This window comes from Shewanella sp. MF05913, from assembly GCF_059758095.1.
The window spans coordinates 135,629-152,278 of sequence record NZ_JCAYNT010000003.1 but is presented as its reverse complement, the minus strand read 5'-3'; the positions used below and the strand labels follow the sequence as shown (position 1 = coordinate 152,278).

12 protein-coding genes, 2 tRNA genes and 1 riboswitch are annotated in these 16,650 nt (G+C 43.2%); of the genes, 10 read left to right on the top strand and 4 right to left on the bottom strand.

Annotated features, from left to right (window positions below):
- Positions 1 to 16: 16 nt before the first annotated feature.
- The gene (locus tag AC19MV_RS06365) at positions 17 to 1,852 is read left to right on the top strand and encodes an AsmA family protein (protein ID WP_498306464.1); all 1,836 of its coding nucleotides are present in this window, start codon (positions 17 to 19) and stop codon (positions 1,850 to 1,852) included.
- A gap of 177 nt (positions 1,853 to 2,029) precedes the next feature.
- On the opposite strand, the gene AC19MV_RS06360 is transcribed toward AC19MV_RS06365, so the two are convergent.
- Together AC19MV_RS06360 and gloB are read right to left on the bottom strand one after the other, a co-directional pair.
- Positions 2,030 to 3,583 (bottom strand): lytic transglycosylase, encoded by a 1,554-nt coding sequence (locus tag AC19MV_RS06360; RefSeq protein ID WP_498306462.1) that lies wholly within the window; start codon positions 3,581 to 3,583, stop codon positions 2,030 to 2,032.
- A 149-nt stretch (positions 3,584 to 3,732) separates the two neighbouring features.
- A complete protein-coding gene (gene gloB, locus AC19MV_RS06355) occupies positions 3,733 to 4,512 on the bottom strand; it encodes a hydroxyacylglutathione hydrolase (RefSeq protein WP_498306460.1) in 780 nt (259 codons plus the stop codon).
- A gap of 111 nt (positions 4,513 to 4,623) precedes the next feature.
- Here gloB and AC19MV_RS06350 point away from each other — a divergent pair, with 111 nt between their 5' ends.
- Positions 4,624 to 5,358 (top strand): methyltransferase domain-containing protein, encoded by a 735-nt coding sequence (locus AC19MV_RS06350; protein ID WP_498306458.1) that lies wholly within the window; start codon positions 4,624 to 4,626, stop codon positions 5,356 to 5,358.
- Between the two features lie 54 nt (positions 5,359 to 5,412).
- Here AC19MV_RS06350 and rnhA read toward each other — a convergent pair whose 3' ends face one another.
- Positions 5,413 to 5,886 carry a ribonuclease HI gene (gene rnhA / locus AC19MV_RS06345; protein WP_498306456.1) on the bottom strand — a complete coding sequence of 158 codons (474 nt, stop codon included), beginning with the start codon at positions 5,884 to 5,886 and terminating at the stop codon, positions 5,413 to 5,415.
- Positions 5,887 to 5,963: 77 nt separating this feature from the next.
- Between rnhA and dnaQ the strand changes: the two genes are divergently transcribed.
- The 4 genes from dnaQ to AC19MV_RS06325 all read left to right on the top strand — a co-directional run bounded on the left by dnaQ (position 5,964) and on the right by AC19MV_RS06325 (position 8,689).
- Positions 5,964 to 6,692, top strand: coding sequence for a DNA polymerase III subunit epsilon (gene dnaQ, locus AC19MV_RS06340; protein WP_432400206.1), 729 nt, complete (start codon positions 5,964 to 5,966; stop codon positions 6,690 to 6,692).
- 70 nt (positions 6,693 to 6,762) lie between these two features.
- A complete protein-coding gene (locus AC19MV_RS06335) occupies positions 6,763 to 8,040 on the top strand; it encodes a TIGR03503 family protein (RefSeq protein ID WP_498306635.1) in 1,278 nt (425 codons plus the stop codon).
- A 407-nt stretch (positions 8,041 to 8,447) separates the two neighbouring features.
- Positions 8,448 to 8,524: transfer RNA gene (locus AC19MV_RS06330), tRNA-Asp, on the top strand.
- An 88-nt stretch (positions 8,525 to 8,612) separates the two neighbouring features.
- Positions 8,613 to 8,689: transfer RNA gene (locus AC19MV_RS06325), tRNA-Asp, on the top strand.
- 518 nt (positions 8,690 to 9,207) lie between these two features.
- Here the strand turns inward: AC19MV_RS06325 and AC19MV_RS06320 are convergent.
- Entirely contained in the window at positions 9,208 to 11,355 is a 2,148-nt protein-coding gene (locus tag AC19MV_RS06320) for a TonB-dependent receptor plug domain-containing protein (protein ID WP_498306633.1), read from the bottom strand.
- Positions 11,356 to 11,623: 268 nt separating this feature from the next.
- Positions 11,624 to 11,723: riboswitch (TPP riboswitch) on the top strand.
- A gap of 206 nt (positions 11,724 to 11,929) precedes the next feature.
- Here AC19MV_RS06320 and thiC point away from each other — a divergent pair.
- The 4 genes from thiC to thiS are packed head-to-tail and all read left to right on the top strand — an operon-like array spanning position 11,930 to position 16,650.
- Complete coding sequence (gene thiC, locus AC19MV_RS06315; protein ID WP_498306454.1) at positions 11,930 to 13,897, top strand: phosphomethylpyrimidine synthase ThiC; 1,968 nt, start codon at positions 11,930 to 11,932, stop codon at positions 13,895 to 13,897.
- A complete protein-coding gene (gene thiE, locus AC19MV_RS06310; RefSeq protein ID WP_498306452.1) occupies positions 13,897 to 15,633 on the top strand; it encodes a thiamine phosphate synthase in 1,737 nt (578 codons plus the stop codon). The genes thiC and thiE overlap by 1 nt, the downstream gene beginning before the upstream one ends.
- Positions 15,630 to 16,433, top strand: a complete 804-nt coding sequence (locus tag AC19MV_RS06305; protein ID WP_498306450.1) for a HesA/MoeB/ThiF family protein — start codon at positions 15,630 to 15,632, stop codon at positions 16,431 to 16,433. Before thiE ends, AC19MV_RS06305 begins: the two co-directional genes overlap by 4 nt.
- Complete coding sequence (gene thiS, locus AC19MV_RS06300; protein WP_498297761.1) at positions 16,423 to 16,650, top strand: sulfur carrier protein ThiS; 228 nt, start codon at positions 16,423 to 16,425, stop codon at positions 16,648 to 16,650. Before AC19MV_RS06305 ends, thiS begins: the two co-directional genes overlap by 11 nt.

Below are 16,650 nucleotides of genomic sequence, written 5' to 3'. Positions count from 1 at the left end.
AGACAAGGAAGCAACAATGAAAGTAGTAAAGTGGTTATTAGCAATTGCGCTAACACTCGTTGTAGGCATTACCGTCTACTTAACAATGTTTTTTGACCTTAATCATTTTAAGCCACAAATTGTCGACGCCGTGAAAAAACAAACGGGTCGCGATTTAGTCATAACAGATGATCTTAGTTGGAGTGTCTTTCCTTCATTAGGGATTAAACTGGGCGGTATTTCACTTTCTAACCCAGAAAATTTTACCCCCGCATCCATGTTAGATGTAAACGAAGCTGTGGCTAATGTGGCGCTAATGCCTTTATTTAGTCAGCAAATTGAAGTGGATTTATTAACACTCGATGGCTTAACGTTAAATTTAGTCACTCAGAAAAATGGTCAAACCAGCTTTGATGGCTTATCGGGTGATGGCTTAACTGATGACGCAGCAAAGACGCCTGCAACAACTCAACCCAGTGACGCACAAGCAATAGCGTTACAAACATTAGATATCGGCGGAATTGAACTCACCAATACTAATATCAACTTAATTGATATGGCGAGCAATACCACTCAAACATTCAGTTTAAAAAGCTTTACATTAGGGCAATTCAGTTTAGGGCAATTTGCTGATTTTGCTTATGAGTTTTCTGCTACTTTACCAGACATGTCTGTAGCATCTTCGGGTCAAGGTCAGCTTAAAATTGACCAAATGTTAAAGCATATTACGATTAATGATTTTACCATGAGCCATTCTGCGCAAGGCGACAGTTTACCCAACAAGTCGGTGAGTGCTGAAATGACAACTCAAATGGTCATGGCGTTAGAGACTAAAACTGTTGAGTTACAGCTCACAAAACTTTCGGCAATGGATATTGCCGCCACCGGTGACATAAAAGTCAATTACGCAAACAGTATTCCTAAGATTGCGATGACCTTAGATGTCGGTGACATTGATGTTGATGCACTCTTTCCTAAACAAGAAAGCCAAGCAGAAAATAGCACGAGTGACACTGCAACAGTGCCAAGTGCCGAGCCAGATTTGTCTGCGCTTAACACAATTGATTTAAGCGTAAAACTGACGGCAAAGTCGATTAAAGTCAGTAATATGCTGACACAAAATTGGCAGTTAACTATGGCTGTTAAAAAAGGTGTGCTAACGCTGTCGTCATTAACGGCCGATTTGTATGAGGGTAAGCTCGCGTTGAGTGCCAAACTCGATGGACGCAAATCTGTACCTACTTATCAATTTGATAAGAAGCTAACAGGGGTAAACATTAGACCATTATTAATGGATGCTGCTGAAATTGATTTACTTTCTGGTCAAGCGAGTTTTGAAGTCAAAGGCAGTGGTGCAAGTTTGATCCCCGATAACTTGAAAAAGAATCTTGATGCAGTAGGTCAATTTGAAGTTGCCGACGGCTCGCTTTATGGCGTTAACATTCCGCAAATGATCCGCAGCGCTCAACAAAAGCTAAAAGGCGATTTATCTGCCGACAGTAAAGAAGAGTTGAAAACCGATTTTACCAGTTTAACTGGTAGCTTCACCATGAAAGACGCCGTAGTGACCAATCCAGATTTAGCGATGGCTGCTCCTTTAATCCGTTTAAAAGGAAAGGGGACTGCGAATATTGCCTCTGAAGCATTAGATTACACATTAACCACCAGTGTTGTCGGCTCGCTATCTGGACAAGGTGATGCGGTTGATGAGTCTCTTAAAGGGGTTGATATACCCTTAACCATCAAAGGAACGTTCCAAAAGCCTAAATTTGGTATTGATACAAAAGCGTTATTGGAAGGCCAATTCAAAGATGAAGCAGATAAAGCCAAAGAAAAGCTCAAAGAGGGCTTATTTAAAAAGCTGGGTATTTAATCCAGTGATTCAACGCGAGATGCTTAAGCCACAGTGATTTAAAGGTAAGAGAAAAATGACTAGGAATTATTCCTAGTCATAGTAAATAAAATAGTCGTTACAAATAAATAGTGACTACAAACAAAAACGGACAAGTGATAACTTGTCCGTTTTTTATTGCGTATTTACTAATAGCAATTAGCTGTTAGTGACGATCAATTTCAAGATTTGCCCTGGTTGGATAAGCTTACTGTTTTGTAAACTGTTCCACTCAATTAACTCTGCAACGGTCACATTATATTTCGTTGCAATACGTGCTAATGAATCACCAGACTGAACTCGGTAGTTGACCGTTTTCTCTTTACTGGCATTGTTGATAGCCACTTCGTTAGGATAAATAACCAGATTTTTGCCCACAGTCAAAGTTGATTGCTGCTTAAGATTATTCCACTTCATTAATTGTGCTACGGATACTTGCTGAGATTGGGCAATTTTCCATAATGAATCGCCAGACTTAATAGTGTAAGCCTGTTTATTCGGGCTCGATTTAATCACAGCCTTACGAGCAAGGATTTGATCAGCTGTCATGGTCGCTAAATCAGGATCTTTTGCCGCAACAGGGATAATAAGGAATCTGCCGGCAACAATATTGTTACCTTTAATACCGTTACTGCTGCGAATTAACGTCGCCGTTGTTTCAAACTGATCAGCAATGCGGCTAATACTGTCGCCTGATTTAATTTTATAGCGTACCCAGTTAATCCGTGAGTCAGGCTCAACAGTGGCTAATGCACGTTTAAAGCTAGCGGCTTTGTCGCTCGGTACAACGAGCTGATGCGGGCCTTGTGGCGCAGTGGCCCAACGCTTTAAACCTGGATTAATCGCTTTTAAATCGACAATGTCGATTTGAGCTAAGTCAGCGGCTAAATTAATGTCGAGCTGACTTTCAATATTCACCACTTCAATTTGTGGTGAATTTGCAATAGGGGTTAAAGTAATACCATATTTATCTGCATGCTTAATCACATCTGCTAGTGCAAGTAATTGCGGTACGTAATGTGCGGTTTCTTTTGGTAATGATAAAGACCAAAAATCAGTTGGCTTACCTCGGTTTTGGTTATGCTTCACGGCATTTAACACACGGCCTTCACCTGAGTTGTAAGCTGCGATGGTATAAAACCAGTTATTGTCCATTTTAGGATACAGGTATTGCAATAGATCAAGCGCAGCTTTAGTCGATGATGCAACATCTTGTCGCCCGTCATACCACCAGTTGGTTTTAACCCCAAATGATTGTGCCGTAGGCGGTGTTAATTGCCATAAACCTGAAGCATGGCCGCTAGAATACGCTAAAGGGTCAAAACCACTTTCAACGATAGGCAGTAAAGCCAGTTCAATAGGGAGTTTACGCGCTTCGAGTTGTTCAACAATGTAATATAAGAAAGGGCCAGCACGTTGAGTTACAATTTCTAAATGCTTTGGGTTGTCTAAATACCATTGTCGATATTGGGCTACCAGCGCATTGTCGGTAACGGGGAGCTGCATTTTATTGCTGATCCGCAACCATAAGTTATTAACTTCGGCAACTTGCTCTTCTATTTCATCGAGGGTAACGGTTGCAGATTTTTTGCTTTTAGCTTTGATAGCAACACTGTGTTGGTCATTGTCTGATTGCGGCTCAGTGGACTGGAGCGTCTGGCACCCCGTTACCGCCAATAAGCTGCCGGCAATAATGAATAAATTTACGTTCATTGAAGATACACTTCCTCAAGTTCTCAGGCCTTAAAATAAGGATCGAACACACCAAATGCCTATGAGACTCTTTTGGTCATGCTTTAGTTCAGTTTTGCATTGTAGATTAAATCATTTGGCTTGTCTTATTAAAGTGTTTTCATGTTCACCTAAAACTGGTTTTTCCATTCTCTTAATAAAGTAAATGTCTGAATTTCATCAATATTAACAATGTTATAATGGTTCGAAATTGCGACTTGTGTCTCATTTAGATGACAACGTAAGAAAGGGTTTATCGCTTTTTCTGTCGCGATTGTGCTAGGGATAGTCGGGATGTTTCGTGAGCGTAATTGGTCTACTTTTGCCGCGTATTCGTTCAATTTATGATTGTGTGGGGTCACGTGTTGAGCGAAATCGAGATTAGCACGAGTATATTCGTGAGCACAAAATACTTGAGTGTTGTCGGGTAAGTTGGCCAGCATTTTCAACGATTGCAGCATTTGAGTTGGTGTACCTTCAAATAATCGACCGCAGCCACCACTGAATAACGTGTCACCACAAAATAGCTTGTTATCAATATAATATGCGATATGGCCTAACGTATGACCCGGAACCTCCATCACTCTTGTTGCCCCTAAGTGAGGGATGTCAATTGTTGATACCGCGTCGAGGGTCAGTGGCATAGTGATCCCATCAATACGCTCATTACTTGGGCCGTAAACTTCAAGTTTGTGATCAAAATACTCTTGCAGTTGCTTAATACCGCCGGTGTGATCACTGTGATGGTGAGTGATTAAAATACCCACTAAATTTAATTCAGTGGTAGCCAAATAGTCGATAACGCTTGTGGCGCAACCGGGGTCAACGACGTAAGCGTCAAGGCTGTCAGTGTGATGCACTAACCAAAGGTAGTTATCATTAAAAGCGGGAATGGTATGAACGTTAAGCATAATCTGGCTCGAGTGATATTGAATTATCTGTTAGGGTAACGGATAAAACCGAATCACATCAAGTGCAACGCTGTGAAAGTCGGTAAGGTCATTGAGATTGAGGAGTAAGACGTGGCAAACTCAACGTTAGTACCACAACATTGGCATGACTTACCATTTGGCGAAATATTGCAAGCCGAGATTGAAGCGACCCTTGCGCCTTGGTGGCCGCGTATCTTTGGTTATCATTTATTAAAGGTGGGTGCGCTCAGTAGTCAAATCAACAGTTTACATTGTTCTATTGCTCGTCACTTTTCATTGTTTGACGGTCATGACGCCAATATACAAGCGGATCCACATTATTTGCCATTACAACAAAACGCTATTGATGCTGTGGTAAGTTGCTTTTTACTCGAGTTTGAACAAAATCCTTATCAAATTTTACGTGAGTTTGATCGTGTACTCATTAATAGTGGCTATGTATTCATTGTCGGATTTAACCCGGTAAGTCCGATTTTTGCTGGGAAAATCTTACCTAAGTACCAAAGTAACATTCCGTGGAATGGACAGTTTTTTATGCCTTCAAGGGTCAAGGATTGGCTGGGTTTATTAGGATATCAAGTGCTGGCAGACGAGCGTTTAATGCACCATTCATTATTAGGGCCGGTTGGCCGTCAGGCAGAGCATCAACCATGGTGGCAAAAAAGTTTAGCCCATTGGTTACCCAGCACAGGTAGTGTTTATGTGATTGTGGCCCGTAAACTTACGGTACCGTTTACGCCAATTAAAGATAAATCTAAAATTAGCGCACCTAATTGGTCTACCGCCCCGAGTGCCGGACGTACCGGTTTGTCAAAAACCAAATAGCTACAAAGATGTTGATGAGTGAGGATGAATACTCAGTTTTTAAATCAGAGATGACTATTCAGCCTGGTAACCTTCGTCGATTTGTTTGGGTTTTGCTTCTGCGGCTTTTCTGGCTAGAGTATCGCAACGTTCGTTTTCTACATGCCCAGCGTGACCTTTAACCCAACGCCAATCTATAGTGTGTTGTTGGCTTACCGCATCTAAGCGTTTCCATAAGTCGACATTTTTAACCGGCTGCTTGGTTGACGTTATCCAACCTTTCTTTTTCCAACCATGGATCCAAGATGTGATACCTTGGCGCATGTATTGGCTGTCGCTGGTTAAGATAATATTACAAGGTTCAAATAACGCTTCAAGTGCGATAATGGGGGCAAGTAATTCCATGCGATTATTGGTGGTAAGGGCAAAGCCGTCGGCTATTTCATGCGTTTGATGTTGATATTTCATTACCACGCCATAGCCGCCAGGACCCGGGTTGCCTAAACAAGATCCATCAGTAAAAATATACAGCTGTTTGAGTTCGGCCATCAAGTTGTTACCATAGCAAAATATTCGCGCCAGTATACTCAATTTAACTAGGGGCGAGGGCTTAAAGAGTAAAAATTATGAACATTATTTCAAGTGCGAGTCGTCAAGTCATTCTCGATACCGAAACCACAGGTATGAACCAAGCGGGTGGCCCTATTTATGTTGGGCACAGGATCATTGAAATCGGTTGTGTCGAAGTGATAAACCGCCGTTTAACGGGCAGGACGTATCACCAATACATCAATCCAGGCCAATCAATCGATCCCGAGGCCATTGAGGTTCACGGCATTACCAATGAACGCGTGGCCAATGAGCCGCGGTTTCATCAAATTGCATCAGAATTTATCAACTTTATTGACGGCGCTGAGATTGTTGCACATAACGCAAACTTTGATGTGAGCTTTATGGACCATGAGTTTTCAAAACTCAATCCGATCGGGCCGAAAACCAAAGACATTTGCAGTATTTTAGACAGCTTAGCCATTGCCAAGCGATTACACCCTGGGCAAAAGAACAACCTTGATGCCTTATGCCGTCGTTATGGTATTGATAATGGCCGTCGAACCTATCATGGCGCGTTACTCGATGCTGAAATCCTGGCTGACGTTTACTTAATTATGACTGGCGGACAAATTAAGTTTAATTTGTCTAATGAAAAAGCGGGTCAAGAAGGTGGCGGGATAAAAAAGATCGACACATCCGCGTTTAACCTTAAAGTCGTCGGGGCATCGGCCGATGAAATAGTATTACACGAACAACGACTTGACCTCATTGCCAAGTCTGGAAAATGTCTCTGGAGAGGGTAAACCCACCTTTATGACTGTTAGCCTTTCACGTCGCGCCACCATTGCTTGTTTTCTATTGCTATGCCCTATTATGGCGTGGCAATCTTCTGCATTCTCAGCGCCGGTTAAAGCCTCACAAGCTGCAGAGCTTAAGAATCGATTTCGTATTGATTACATGGTGGATAACCTAACCTTGGTTATCCAACGAGATTATGGCTCCGCGCCGGTCGTAGTGGTGCTACCCGATGGCAGTAAATGGTATTCAAATCGACACCCACAATCGGTAAAGTGGGTTGATGGTATCGCTGCTGACATGCTCCACATAGAAAAACCAATGGCGGGCCCGTGGCAGTTACTCGGGCAAGTTACTGAAGGTTCTACTATTCAGAAGCTCTCTAAACTCGACATAGAAGTGCAACCTTTACCACAACCGCTGTTTCAAGGTGAACGTCTCAAAGTGACAGCGCGCCTTTTGGGCGACAACTTAACCATGAGAATGCCCGGATTGGAATACATGGTTGAGTGGACCTCGCGTTTTACCAGCCAGCATATCGTGGGTGATGACAATTTTGCGACAGGCACCATTATTGTTGGTGCCTACAAAGATAATGGCGAAGATTTAGACGAAGCCCCAGATGATGGTATCTTCACAGGGGCTCAAAACTTAGAACAACCCAGTGGGCATTATATATTAAACGTCTCAGCACGTAATAACGTGTTTGAACGTGAGTTTGTGATGCCATTTGAGTTGTCTAAACAGCCCATAAAAGCAGAAATGGTGCCCAACAACGATCCGTTAAAAGGCATTTGGCAAATCCAGTTGTCCGTAGATGAAACTCAAGTCTTGCTTGCAGAAACTCATTTTGAATTTGAATTAGTTGGCCCCGCCGGGTTACAACTACCAATAATTTTGCAAGAACTCACCAGTGCTGATCAAATTTTATATTTACCGAAAGTGACTGAATTTGGTAGCTACCGAGTGAAGGGGACTGTGGTGTCTACCGCGGTAGGTGGACGTGAAATTGTGTTGAATTTACCTGAGATGTTTTTCAATTTAATTGAGCCACCAAAGCCTGGCCCTACAGCTGAGGAGCTCGCAGAGCAAGCTGCAGCCCAAGCGGCGATTGAAGAGCAACTCGCTAAAGATGATGCGATATTTTGGATTGTTACCGTTAATGGTGTGCTATTCCTGTTTGGGATTGTAGGCATTATTGTGTGGCGTAAAAGACAAGCGTTAGCGAAAGCGATGGCGGCGGCAGAAGAGCGTTTAAAGCAAAATCCACCTAAAGAAGAGAAACACCCCGAGAATGAACTTGAAAGCCTAGATTTGGATGACATTGATTTAACCATGCCAGATGATAAAAGCTAATTGATTGTTTTTAAAGTCGATTAATACTTGAATGTGGTCCTTATACCATTCCGCATTAATAAGTGACCACTCAGAATACATCCAGCGGTTTTTGATTAAGGCGTCGCTATGTAGTAATGGTTGTTCCCTTTCAAATAGCGAGAACGCAGAGCAAAAGCGGCTGGGGCATTCCTTTCAGGCGAGTTTTAAAAGGGCTTACACTGCGTTGCATGACTTCGAAAGAGAACAACTATTCATTCAGTCATTCGCCTTGTTTAAGCCCTTTTAAATTCTCGCTGAGAGAGCATTTACTAACGCGGAATGGTATTAAATACAATAATTGTGCATTTTTTAGCTAAACGAGTTAAAACCGTTAAAAAATAGTTGACGATTAATTATCACAACTTTATTATTCAACGCACTTGTGTGGAGCGGTAGTTCAGTTGGTTAGAATACCGGCCTGTCACGCCGGGGGTCGCGGGTTCGAGTCCCGTCCGCTCCGCCATTCAAGTGACTGTTTACATTTAATAAAATTAATATTTATGCGATTATTTTTTCAAGTTTAATTTTATTAAGTGTAAACAAACCGTTTTGGAGCGGTAGTTCAGTTGGTTAGAATACCGGCCTGTCACGCCGGGGGTCGCGGGTTCGAGTCCCGTCCGCTCCGCCAAATAGATAAGCCCTTACAGTAATGTAAGGGCTTTTTTATTATTTTTAATTTCCAGCATCTTCAACTTCTTCAACATTCGATCACGACACTGGTCGCGAGTTCACTCATTCAAGGTCAGCGTCCGCTGTGCCAAATAATTAAGCCCTTACAGTAATGTAAGGGCTTTTTTATTATTTTTAATTTCCAGTATCTTAAATATCTTCAACATTCGATCACGACACTGGTCGCGAGTTCACTCATTCAAGGTCAGCGTCCGCTCCGCCAAATAGATAAGCCCTTACAGTAATGTAAGGGCTTTTTTATTGCTTAAGATTTCTATTCTCAAAGCATCAAAGCACTTGTACATATGAGATTCTAAACAAAGACTGTCATGCCTAGTCTCGCGGGTTCACTCATACAAGGTACCGCCCGCTGTGCCAAACAATTAAGCCCTTACAGCAATGTAAGGGCTTTTTATTCAATTATGTGTGCTTATGTCAGTACAGAAAAACAATGTTCCCTAGGCTGGGTAGGTCGCGTTAAAACGCATAGTTGACGCTGAGCTCTACTGAACGGCCGGCGCCATTCATTTGGGTGAAGCCTTGGGTGTTATCTTGTTTATATTGCGCAATACTCACCCCACCTAAAGGCAGTTGGTAATATTCATCAAGTAAGTTGTTTACTGCCAGAGTCATGGTTGCACCTTGCCATTCAATACTGCTTGAGATGTTCAGTAGTGAATAACTGTCAGTGGTGTTTTCAAGGCGATTATTGTCGACCCGATCTTTTGTCGCCACCCATTGCCAGCTAATACTATTGTTCCAATCTCCTCGTTGATGTTGAAGTGTTAACTCGCTCTGTAATGGTTTGATTTGATATAGAGGCGTATGGGTATCGTTTCTTTCGCCATGAGTGGCACTGATATTGGCTGCAACAACCCACTTACCATTATCGTTTTCTGTTAACAGGTAACTCGCATCTGCGCGCGAGCCATAAATTGTCGCATCGACATTGGTAAATTGTAAAATATTACGGCGGTTTAGCTCGATGCTCGTGCTATTAACGCTACCAATAACATCAGCATCAATATAGTCATTGATATCGCTATACCAGGCGGTAACTGAGGCCGTGAAATCAGTTTGCACTAAGGTATATGCGGCGCTAAGAGTGCGAGCCGTTTCATGGTTTAAATCGGGATTACCTACATAGCCATTAGCATCGCCATACCAACCTATCATGGTTGTCGCCATCGTACTTTGGCCCCAACTGTAGCGTTCATATAAGTTTGGTGCACGGCCTTTTTGAGCTAAACCAAATTCGATGATTTCGGTATCGCTTAATTGATATCGTGCTAATAATGTGGCATCAATAATATGGTCATGTCGTGGTCGATAAAGCTGATTAAATTCATCTGCTGCCAACGCATTAACGTTACTCATGCCCATCATACTCATGCTGTTATAAGGTTGCACCTCACCAGTAGTGGTCGTGACATATTCATAGCGAACACCCGCAGATATCCACCATTGTGTATTTAGCGTTTGTTGCCATTCACCGTAAACCGCAGCGCGTTTGCGTTTACCGTCATTAATATTGACGTAATCATTTGGGCCCATCATGGATGAACCTTCAATAGCAGGCCAAGTATCATCAAGTTGATAAAGATAATATTCTTGTCCAAGCAATAACGTATTGTCATTACTCATAGGGAGTTGCCAATGCAATAGGTAGCTAAAATCTTTACCTGTGGTTTCCATCGGCATCATGCCGGTTTTTTCTGGCGTGAAGAAACCCATATCATGTTCGACACTGTGCCAATTGGCTTGAGCACTAAATAGACCCTCATTTTCAAGTGCTAATTGATAACGCAGTATTGCACCATAACTGTCGTTGTTGGTCATATCCATATACTGATTGGCGAACCCCTGATATGGAATATGTTGATGGGTTAATTTAATGGCAAGTTGTTGGGTATCATCATGCCATGCTGCAATTAAGGCATGGTTTTGTGCTTGATATAGCGTGTCTAACACGGTGTCGCCATTACCATCGGTATAACTGTTGGCGTCTTCAAAAGCGCCTTGGTAGCTAAAGCTCAGTGCTTTACTGGCGACGGTGGCATTGACACTAGCTAAAGTAGTATCGCTAACACTTCGATAACCAGCAGACACATTACCTCTATGCCATGTAAGTTGGTCTGTTAAGGAAAACTCTGGGTTAAAACTATTGATTTTAATCACACCGGCAATGTTATCTCCACCAGCACTGACCGGCGACACACCTGCAACCACTTGAGCTGAGGTAATTTGACTTGCTGCCACGTAAGATAGTGGTGGATTCATGTAATTGGCACATGATGAAGTAATGTCATTACCGTCGATAAGTACTTTAATGCGATCGCCCATCATGCCGTTCAAAATAGGTAAGGCTGAAACACCGCCCGCTTGTGAAAACTCAACACCTTGTTTTGACAGTAAGCGTTCCGCTGAACCTAATAAATCTTTATTGCCGTTTTGTTGACCGTGGACTTCAACTCTTTCAATGTCTGAATGTGTGTCTTGTGTGGATGGCTGTGCTGTAACAGGCGTAGACAACACTACCATTATGGCGAAAGATATTGATGAGTAAGCAGTGTTAAAATTATGATTGGATTTAATGCTTTGTGTTTTTAATGTGGTCAAAATCATCACCGTATTTATTCTATTATAAATTAGGATGAATATTTTTCATCGCTAGTTGTTTGTATTAGAAAATTATAACCTACTAATAAATCGATGGAATGCGACATATTGCCGCACCTAGAATGATGACTTTTCTGCAGTGTGAATCAGCTTGTGTGAACTCAGCCGCAGCATCATGGTTTTGGATATGACTGCTCTGTTTTAGAGTGAATAAAGTGAAATGCGTGCGAAATTTAATGCTTGTTTTTTTATTGTAAGCTTGCTTATACTGCTGAACATCTTGTCGGAGTGCCATTATGGCTGAGACCGTTTATTCGGGATCCGTTGAACCTGATCAGGCTAGAACCTGCGAAGGAAACAAGCGTAATAATCGTTTTTATTACGGCATCATGTTGATAATTTAGCGCTTTGGTTGATGGTTTTTTACATCCATTTATTTACTTAACCTAAGCCTAAATCGATACAGACAGTGTCATTGTAATGATTGGTTATTTATATGCGTCACGATCTCTTTGTGGCTCATAGCTTTGCTCAACACCTCTCCTGACAAGCAACTCTACTCTTATAAATGAGGTTGCTAATGTCACATTCAAACCGTCGTCAGACACGAGCGAAAGCTCAACAATTTATCGATACCCTTAAACCGTTACAACACCCAAATTCTGAAAAAGTCTATCTGCAAGGCAGCCGTCCCGATCTGCTGGTGGCCATGAGGCAAATCCATCAATCCAGCACTCGAACGGGGGGCACAGATAAGCTTCCTATCACCGAGGCAAACCCTGCCATTATGGTGTACGACTGCGCAGGGCCTTATTCCGATCCCCATGCTGATATTGATGTCCGTCGTGGTTTAGCTCCATTACGTCGAACCTGGATTGAAGAGCGTCAAGACACTGAGCAATTAACCCATGCAAGTTCTGGCTTTACTCAGCAACGTTTAGCTGATGATGGTTTAGATCATTTACGATTTGACGGACTTAATGCACCACGACGCGCCAAAGCCGGCAAACGCGTCACGCAAATGCACTACGCTAGGCAAGGGATTATTACCCTAGAAATGGAATACATTGCCATTCGTGAAAATATGGCGCGCGCCGATGTGCATGACACCGTACTCACACAACACGCTCCCGGTGAAGCGTTTGGTGCGCACATTGGCCAACTGATCACCCCAGAATTCGTGCGTGATGAAGTGGCAAGAGGTAGGGCTATTATTCCACTTAATATTAATCATCCTGAAGCTGAACCCATGATTATAGGGCGTAATTTTTTGGTTAAAGTGAATGCCAATATTGGTAATTCAGCCGTAACGTCATCTATTGAAGAAGAGGTAGAGAAGTTAGTCTGGTCAACGCGTTGGGGCGCCGACACCGTAATGGACTTATCTACGGGGCGTTATATTCATGAAACCCGCGAGTGGATCATTCGTAACTCTCCCGTGCCTATTGGTACTGTGCCTATTTATCAAGCACTTGAGAAGGTTAATGGGGTTGCTGAAGATCTTAATTGGGAAATATTTCGCGACACACTCATAGAACAAGCTGAGCAGGGCGTTGATTACTTTACCATCCATGCCGGCGTGTTATTACGCTATGTGCCGATGACGGCCAAGCGTCTAACGGGCATTGTTTCTCGTGGTGGTTCCATTATGGCCAAGTGGTGCTTAAGCCATCACAAAGAAAGTTTTTTGTATGAACACTTTGAAGACATTTGCCAAATTTGTGCCCAATACGATGTGTCGTTATCACTCGGTGATGGTATGCGCCCAGGCTCTATTGCTGATGCCAATGATGAAGCGCAATTTGCTGAGTTAGCCACCCTAGGTGAGTTAGTCAAAATAGCCTGGCAATATGATGTACAGACCATAATCGAGGGTCCCGGCCATGTGCCAATGCAACTGATTAAAGTCAATATGGAAAAACAGCTTAGCCTGTGCGATGAAGCGCCATTTTACACATTAGGCCCACAAACGACGGATATTGCTCCCGGTTACGATCACTTCACATCTGGTATTGGTGCGGCAATGATGGCCTGGTATGGCGTGGCGATGCTGTGTTATGTCACTCCAAAAGAGCATTTAGGCTTACCCAATAAAAACGATGTAAAACAAGGGCTAATTGCTTACAAAATTGCAGCTCATGCCGCGGATGTTGCCAAAGGGCATCCCGGGGCACAAGTGCGTGACAATGCGTTATCTAAGGCGCGCTTTGAGTTTCGTTGGGAAGATCAATATAACCTAGGCTTAGATCCCGACACCGCACGTGCGTATCACGATGAATCCCTACCGCAAGAATCAGCAAAAGTGGCTCACTTTTGCTCTATGTGCGGGCCTAAATTTTGTTCAATGAAAATCACCCAGGAAGTGCGTGATTACGCTAAATCTCTTGAAGATGCTAACACTCATGCCAAAGTGCAACACATTGAATTAACCACGGCGACTGATTATAACACCTTGGCTATGAAGCAAAAATCGGCTGAATTTAAAGCATCGGGTTCGGCTATTTATCATGAAGTCTCTGCGGCAAAGGCTAAAGAAGGGGTGGAGTAATGGCGACAGGTACGCACGCTAAAATCGATAACCTTATGCCTAAACCCATTGTTTGGACCATTGCGGGTTCTGACAGTGGCGGCGGCGCGGGTATACAAGCTGACCTACTGACAATGCACGATCTTCAATGCCATGGTTGCAGCGTGATTAGCAGCATTACTGCGCAAAATAGTGTGAATGTGACTCTCGTTGAAGCCGTTTCTGAGCAGATGCTAATTTCGCAGTTAGATACTTTATGGGCTGATTTAACGCCGGTTGCGATTAAAATTGGCTTATTGGCCAATCAACAACAAATCGATATCGTTGCAAAATGGTTATCGCGATTAAGCCGGCTTTGCACATTACCTTTTGTGGTTCTCGATCCTGTGATGGTAGCCAGCAGTGGCGCGCAATTTTGTCAGCAAGCTATCAATTTTACGCCATTTGCAGGCTTAATCAGCTTGCTCACACCAAATCAGCATGAATTGTTTCGTTTAAGCTCGACATTATTATTGGAAAATACCAATCCAAGTAATGCCGATCCCAGTAATAAAAGGCCTAGGCATAGAGATTCTAGTCACACATTAACAAATCAACAAACTTCCGATACCAATACCGATAGCAACACAGATAACGATGAACTGAGCATGATAATGGCGGCTAAATGGCTTGCTAATCATTATCGTTGTCATGTACTGGCTAAAGGTGGCGATGCTGCTTGGCAACAGCAGCTAGCCACAGATGTTTATGTGACACGTAGTGTGGTGGGGGCGAGCCATATTCATGATAATCAAGTGTTTAAACTCACCACCCCCAGAGTGAATACTAACAATAATCATGGCAGCGGTTGTACGCTGTCATCGGCAGTAGCGTGTTTTGTGGCGCATCAATTTGTGATTCATGACGCGATTGTGTTGGCAAAAGCTTATGTCAATAAAGGCTTAAGTGACAGTTATGCTATTGGTGCAGGGCCTGGCGTATTGGCACGTTCAGGCTGGCCTAACGAGTTAATTGCTATGCCGATCATTTCAAACGTTGAGGATAATATTACTTATCGCAGCAATAAGACCTTTCGGCCTGTGGTGACGCCATTAGGCGTTTACCCCGTGCTGGACTCGTTATCACAGTTGCACTCTGTTCTCGAGGCTGGGTGCCGTACCGTGCAGTTTAGAGTTAAATTATCTCAACCTATTAACGAGTTAACGTTACAGGCATTAGAGCAAAGTATTATTGATGCGATTGCTCTGGGGCGCGAATTTAACGCGCAACTGTTTATCAACGATCACTGGCAATTAGCCATAAAACACCGTGCATTTGGGGTGCATCTTGGCCAGGAAGATTTAGCCAGTGCAAATCTGGAGGCAATAGCTGAGGCAGGTTTGGCCTTAGGCATATCGAGTCATAGCTATTTTGAAGCGTTGTTAGCCCACCAATGTAAACCGTCTTATATCGCATTAGGTCATATTTATCCTACCACGACCAAGCAAATGCCATCAGCGCCTCAAGGGGTGACTAAATTAACGCATTATGTGAATTTGTTGGGCAAACATTATCCCACTGTAGCCATTGGCGGCGTTGATGTTGAGCGTCTTGAGCGACTGGCGAGCAGTAAAGTGGGAGATGTTGCTGTTGTCAGAGCGATAACTCAAGCGAGTCATCCCAGTGAGGCATATCGTTTAATGCATCAACGTTGGCTGCAACTCACTCGAGGCCATCAAGTGCCTAAGGTTATGAGTGCGTTTAAGGAGGCGATATGAAAGCGTTAACGGACAAGCAATATCGACAGTATTCGCGCACCATGTTGCTTAACGACATTGGTGAAACAGGGCAGTTGGCGATTATAAATAGTCAGGTGGCCATTATTGGTTTGGGTGGACTCGGTCAGCTGGTGGTGCAATATCTTGCTGCCGCAGGCGTTAAGCACTTTATGCTAGTAGACCATGATGTGGTGGCGCTCGATAATTTACCAAGACAATTATTATACAGTGAGGCCGATATTGGTCAGCATAAAGTCAGTGTCGCCAAACGCACATTGAGTCGTTTGTACTCAGATGTCTATGTCAATGCGATTACCGATAAGTTAACCGAAACTAACGTTATTGAGTTTACCAAGCGGTTAAATACCGACACATTGGTGTTTGATTGCACCGATAATTTAGTAGCTCGTCATGTGATTAATCAGCTTTGTGTGACTCAAGATTTAACCCTTATTAGCGCGGCGATCAGTGCATATCAGGGGCAATTATTCTGTATCGATTTTGGCGCTAAATTAACGCATGAGAAGCAATATGGTTGTTATCGCTGTTTATACCCTGAAGATATCGACATTAAGCAAACTTGTTCGCAGCAAGGTGTACTTGGCCCAGCGGTCGGGGTTATGGCCAGTATGCAAGCGTTAGTCGGTTTGCAGCATATCTGTAATATCTTCACTCAGTACGGCGTTTTACAGCGCTTTGATGCGTTAACGCTACAGTGGCATCAAGCCAAAATGAACCGTGATCTGCAATGTACATTATGCCAACAGCCGCAATTGCAGGAGTACGCAAATGAATGCTAATCAACCATCTCAATCTATCAATGTGATGATCAACGGCGTTGCAGAAACGTTGGAGGGTCACGTGACAATCTCAGAACTGTTGATATTAAAGCAGCTGCCGATTAACGCCATCGCTGTCGTGGTTAATGATGAAGTGCTACCGCGTAGCCGCTGGAACCATGTTATGTGTCAGCATGATGACTCTATTTGTGTGTTTTCTGCTGTGGCAGGAGGGTAA

Excerpts from the sequence above, each read along its gene's own strand:
- AC19MV_RS06365 (WP_498306464.1), top strand. The coding sequence starts at position 17 with ATGAAAGTAGTAAAGTGGTTATTAGCAATTGCGCTAACACTCGTTGTA.
- AC19MV_RS06360 (WP_498306462.1), bottom strand. The coding sequence starts at position 3,583 with ATGAACGTAAATTTATTCATTATTGCCGGCAGCTTATTGGCGGTAACG.
- gloB (WP_498306460.1), bottom strand. The coding sequence starts at position 4,512 with ATGCTTAACGTTCATACCATTCCCGCTTTTAATGATAACTACCTTTGG.
- rnhA (WP_498306456.1), bottom strand. The coding sequence starts at position 5,886 with ATGGCCGAACTCAAACAGCTGTATATTTTTACTGATGGATCTTGTTTA.
- dnaQ (WP_432400206.1), top strand. The coding sequence starts at position 5,964 with ATGAACATTATTTCAAGTGCGAGTCGTCAAGTCATTCTCGATACCGAA.
- AC19MV_RS06335 (WP_498306635.1), top strand. The coding sequence starts at position 6,763 with ATGGCGTGGCAATCTTCTGCATTCTCAGCGCCGGTTAAAGCCTCACAA.
- AC19MV_RS06320 (WP_498306633.1), bottom strand. The coding sequence starts at position 11,355 with ATGATTTTGACCACATTAAAAACACAAAGCATTAAATCCAATCATAAT.
- thiC (WP_498306454.1), top strand. The coding sequence starts at position 11,930 with ATGTCACATTCAAACCGTCGTCAGACACGAGCGAAAGCTCAACAATTT.
- thiE (WP_498306452.1), top strand. The coding sequence starts at position 13,897 with ATGGCGACAGGTACGCACGCTAAAATCGATAACCTTATGCCTAAACCC.
- AC19MV_RS06305 (WP_498306450.1), top strand. The coding sequence starts at position 15,630 with ATGAAAGCGTTAACGGACAAGCAATATCGACAGTATTCGCGCACCATG.
- thiS (WP_498297761.1), top strand. The coding sequence starts at position 16,423 with ATGAATGCTAATCAACCATCTCAATCTATCAATGTGATGATCAACGGC.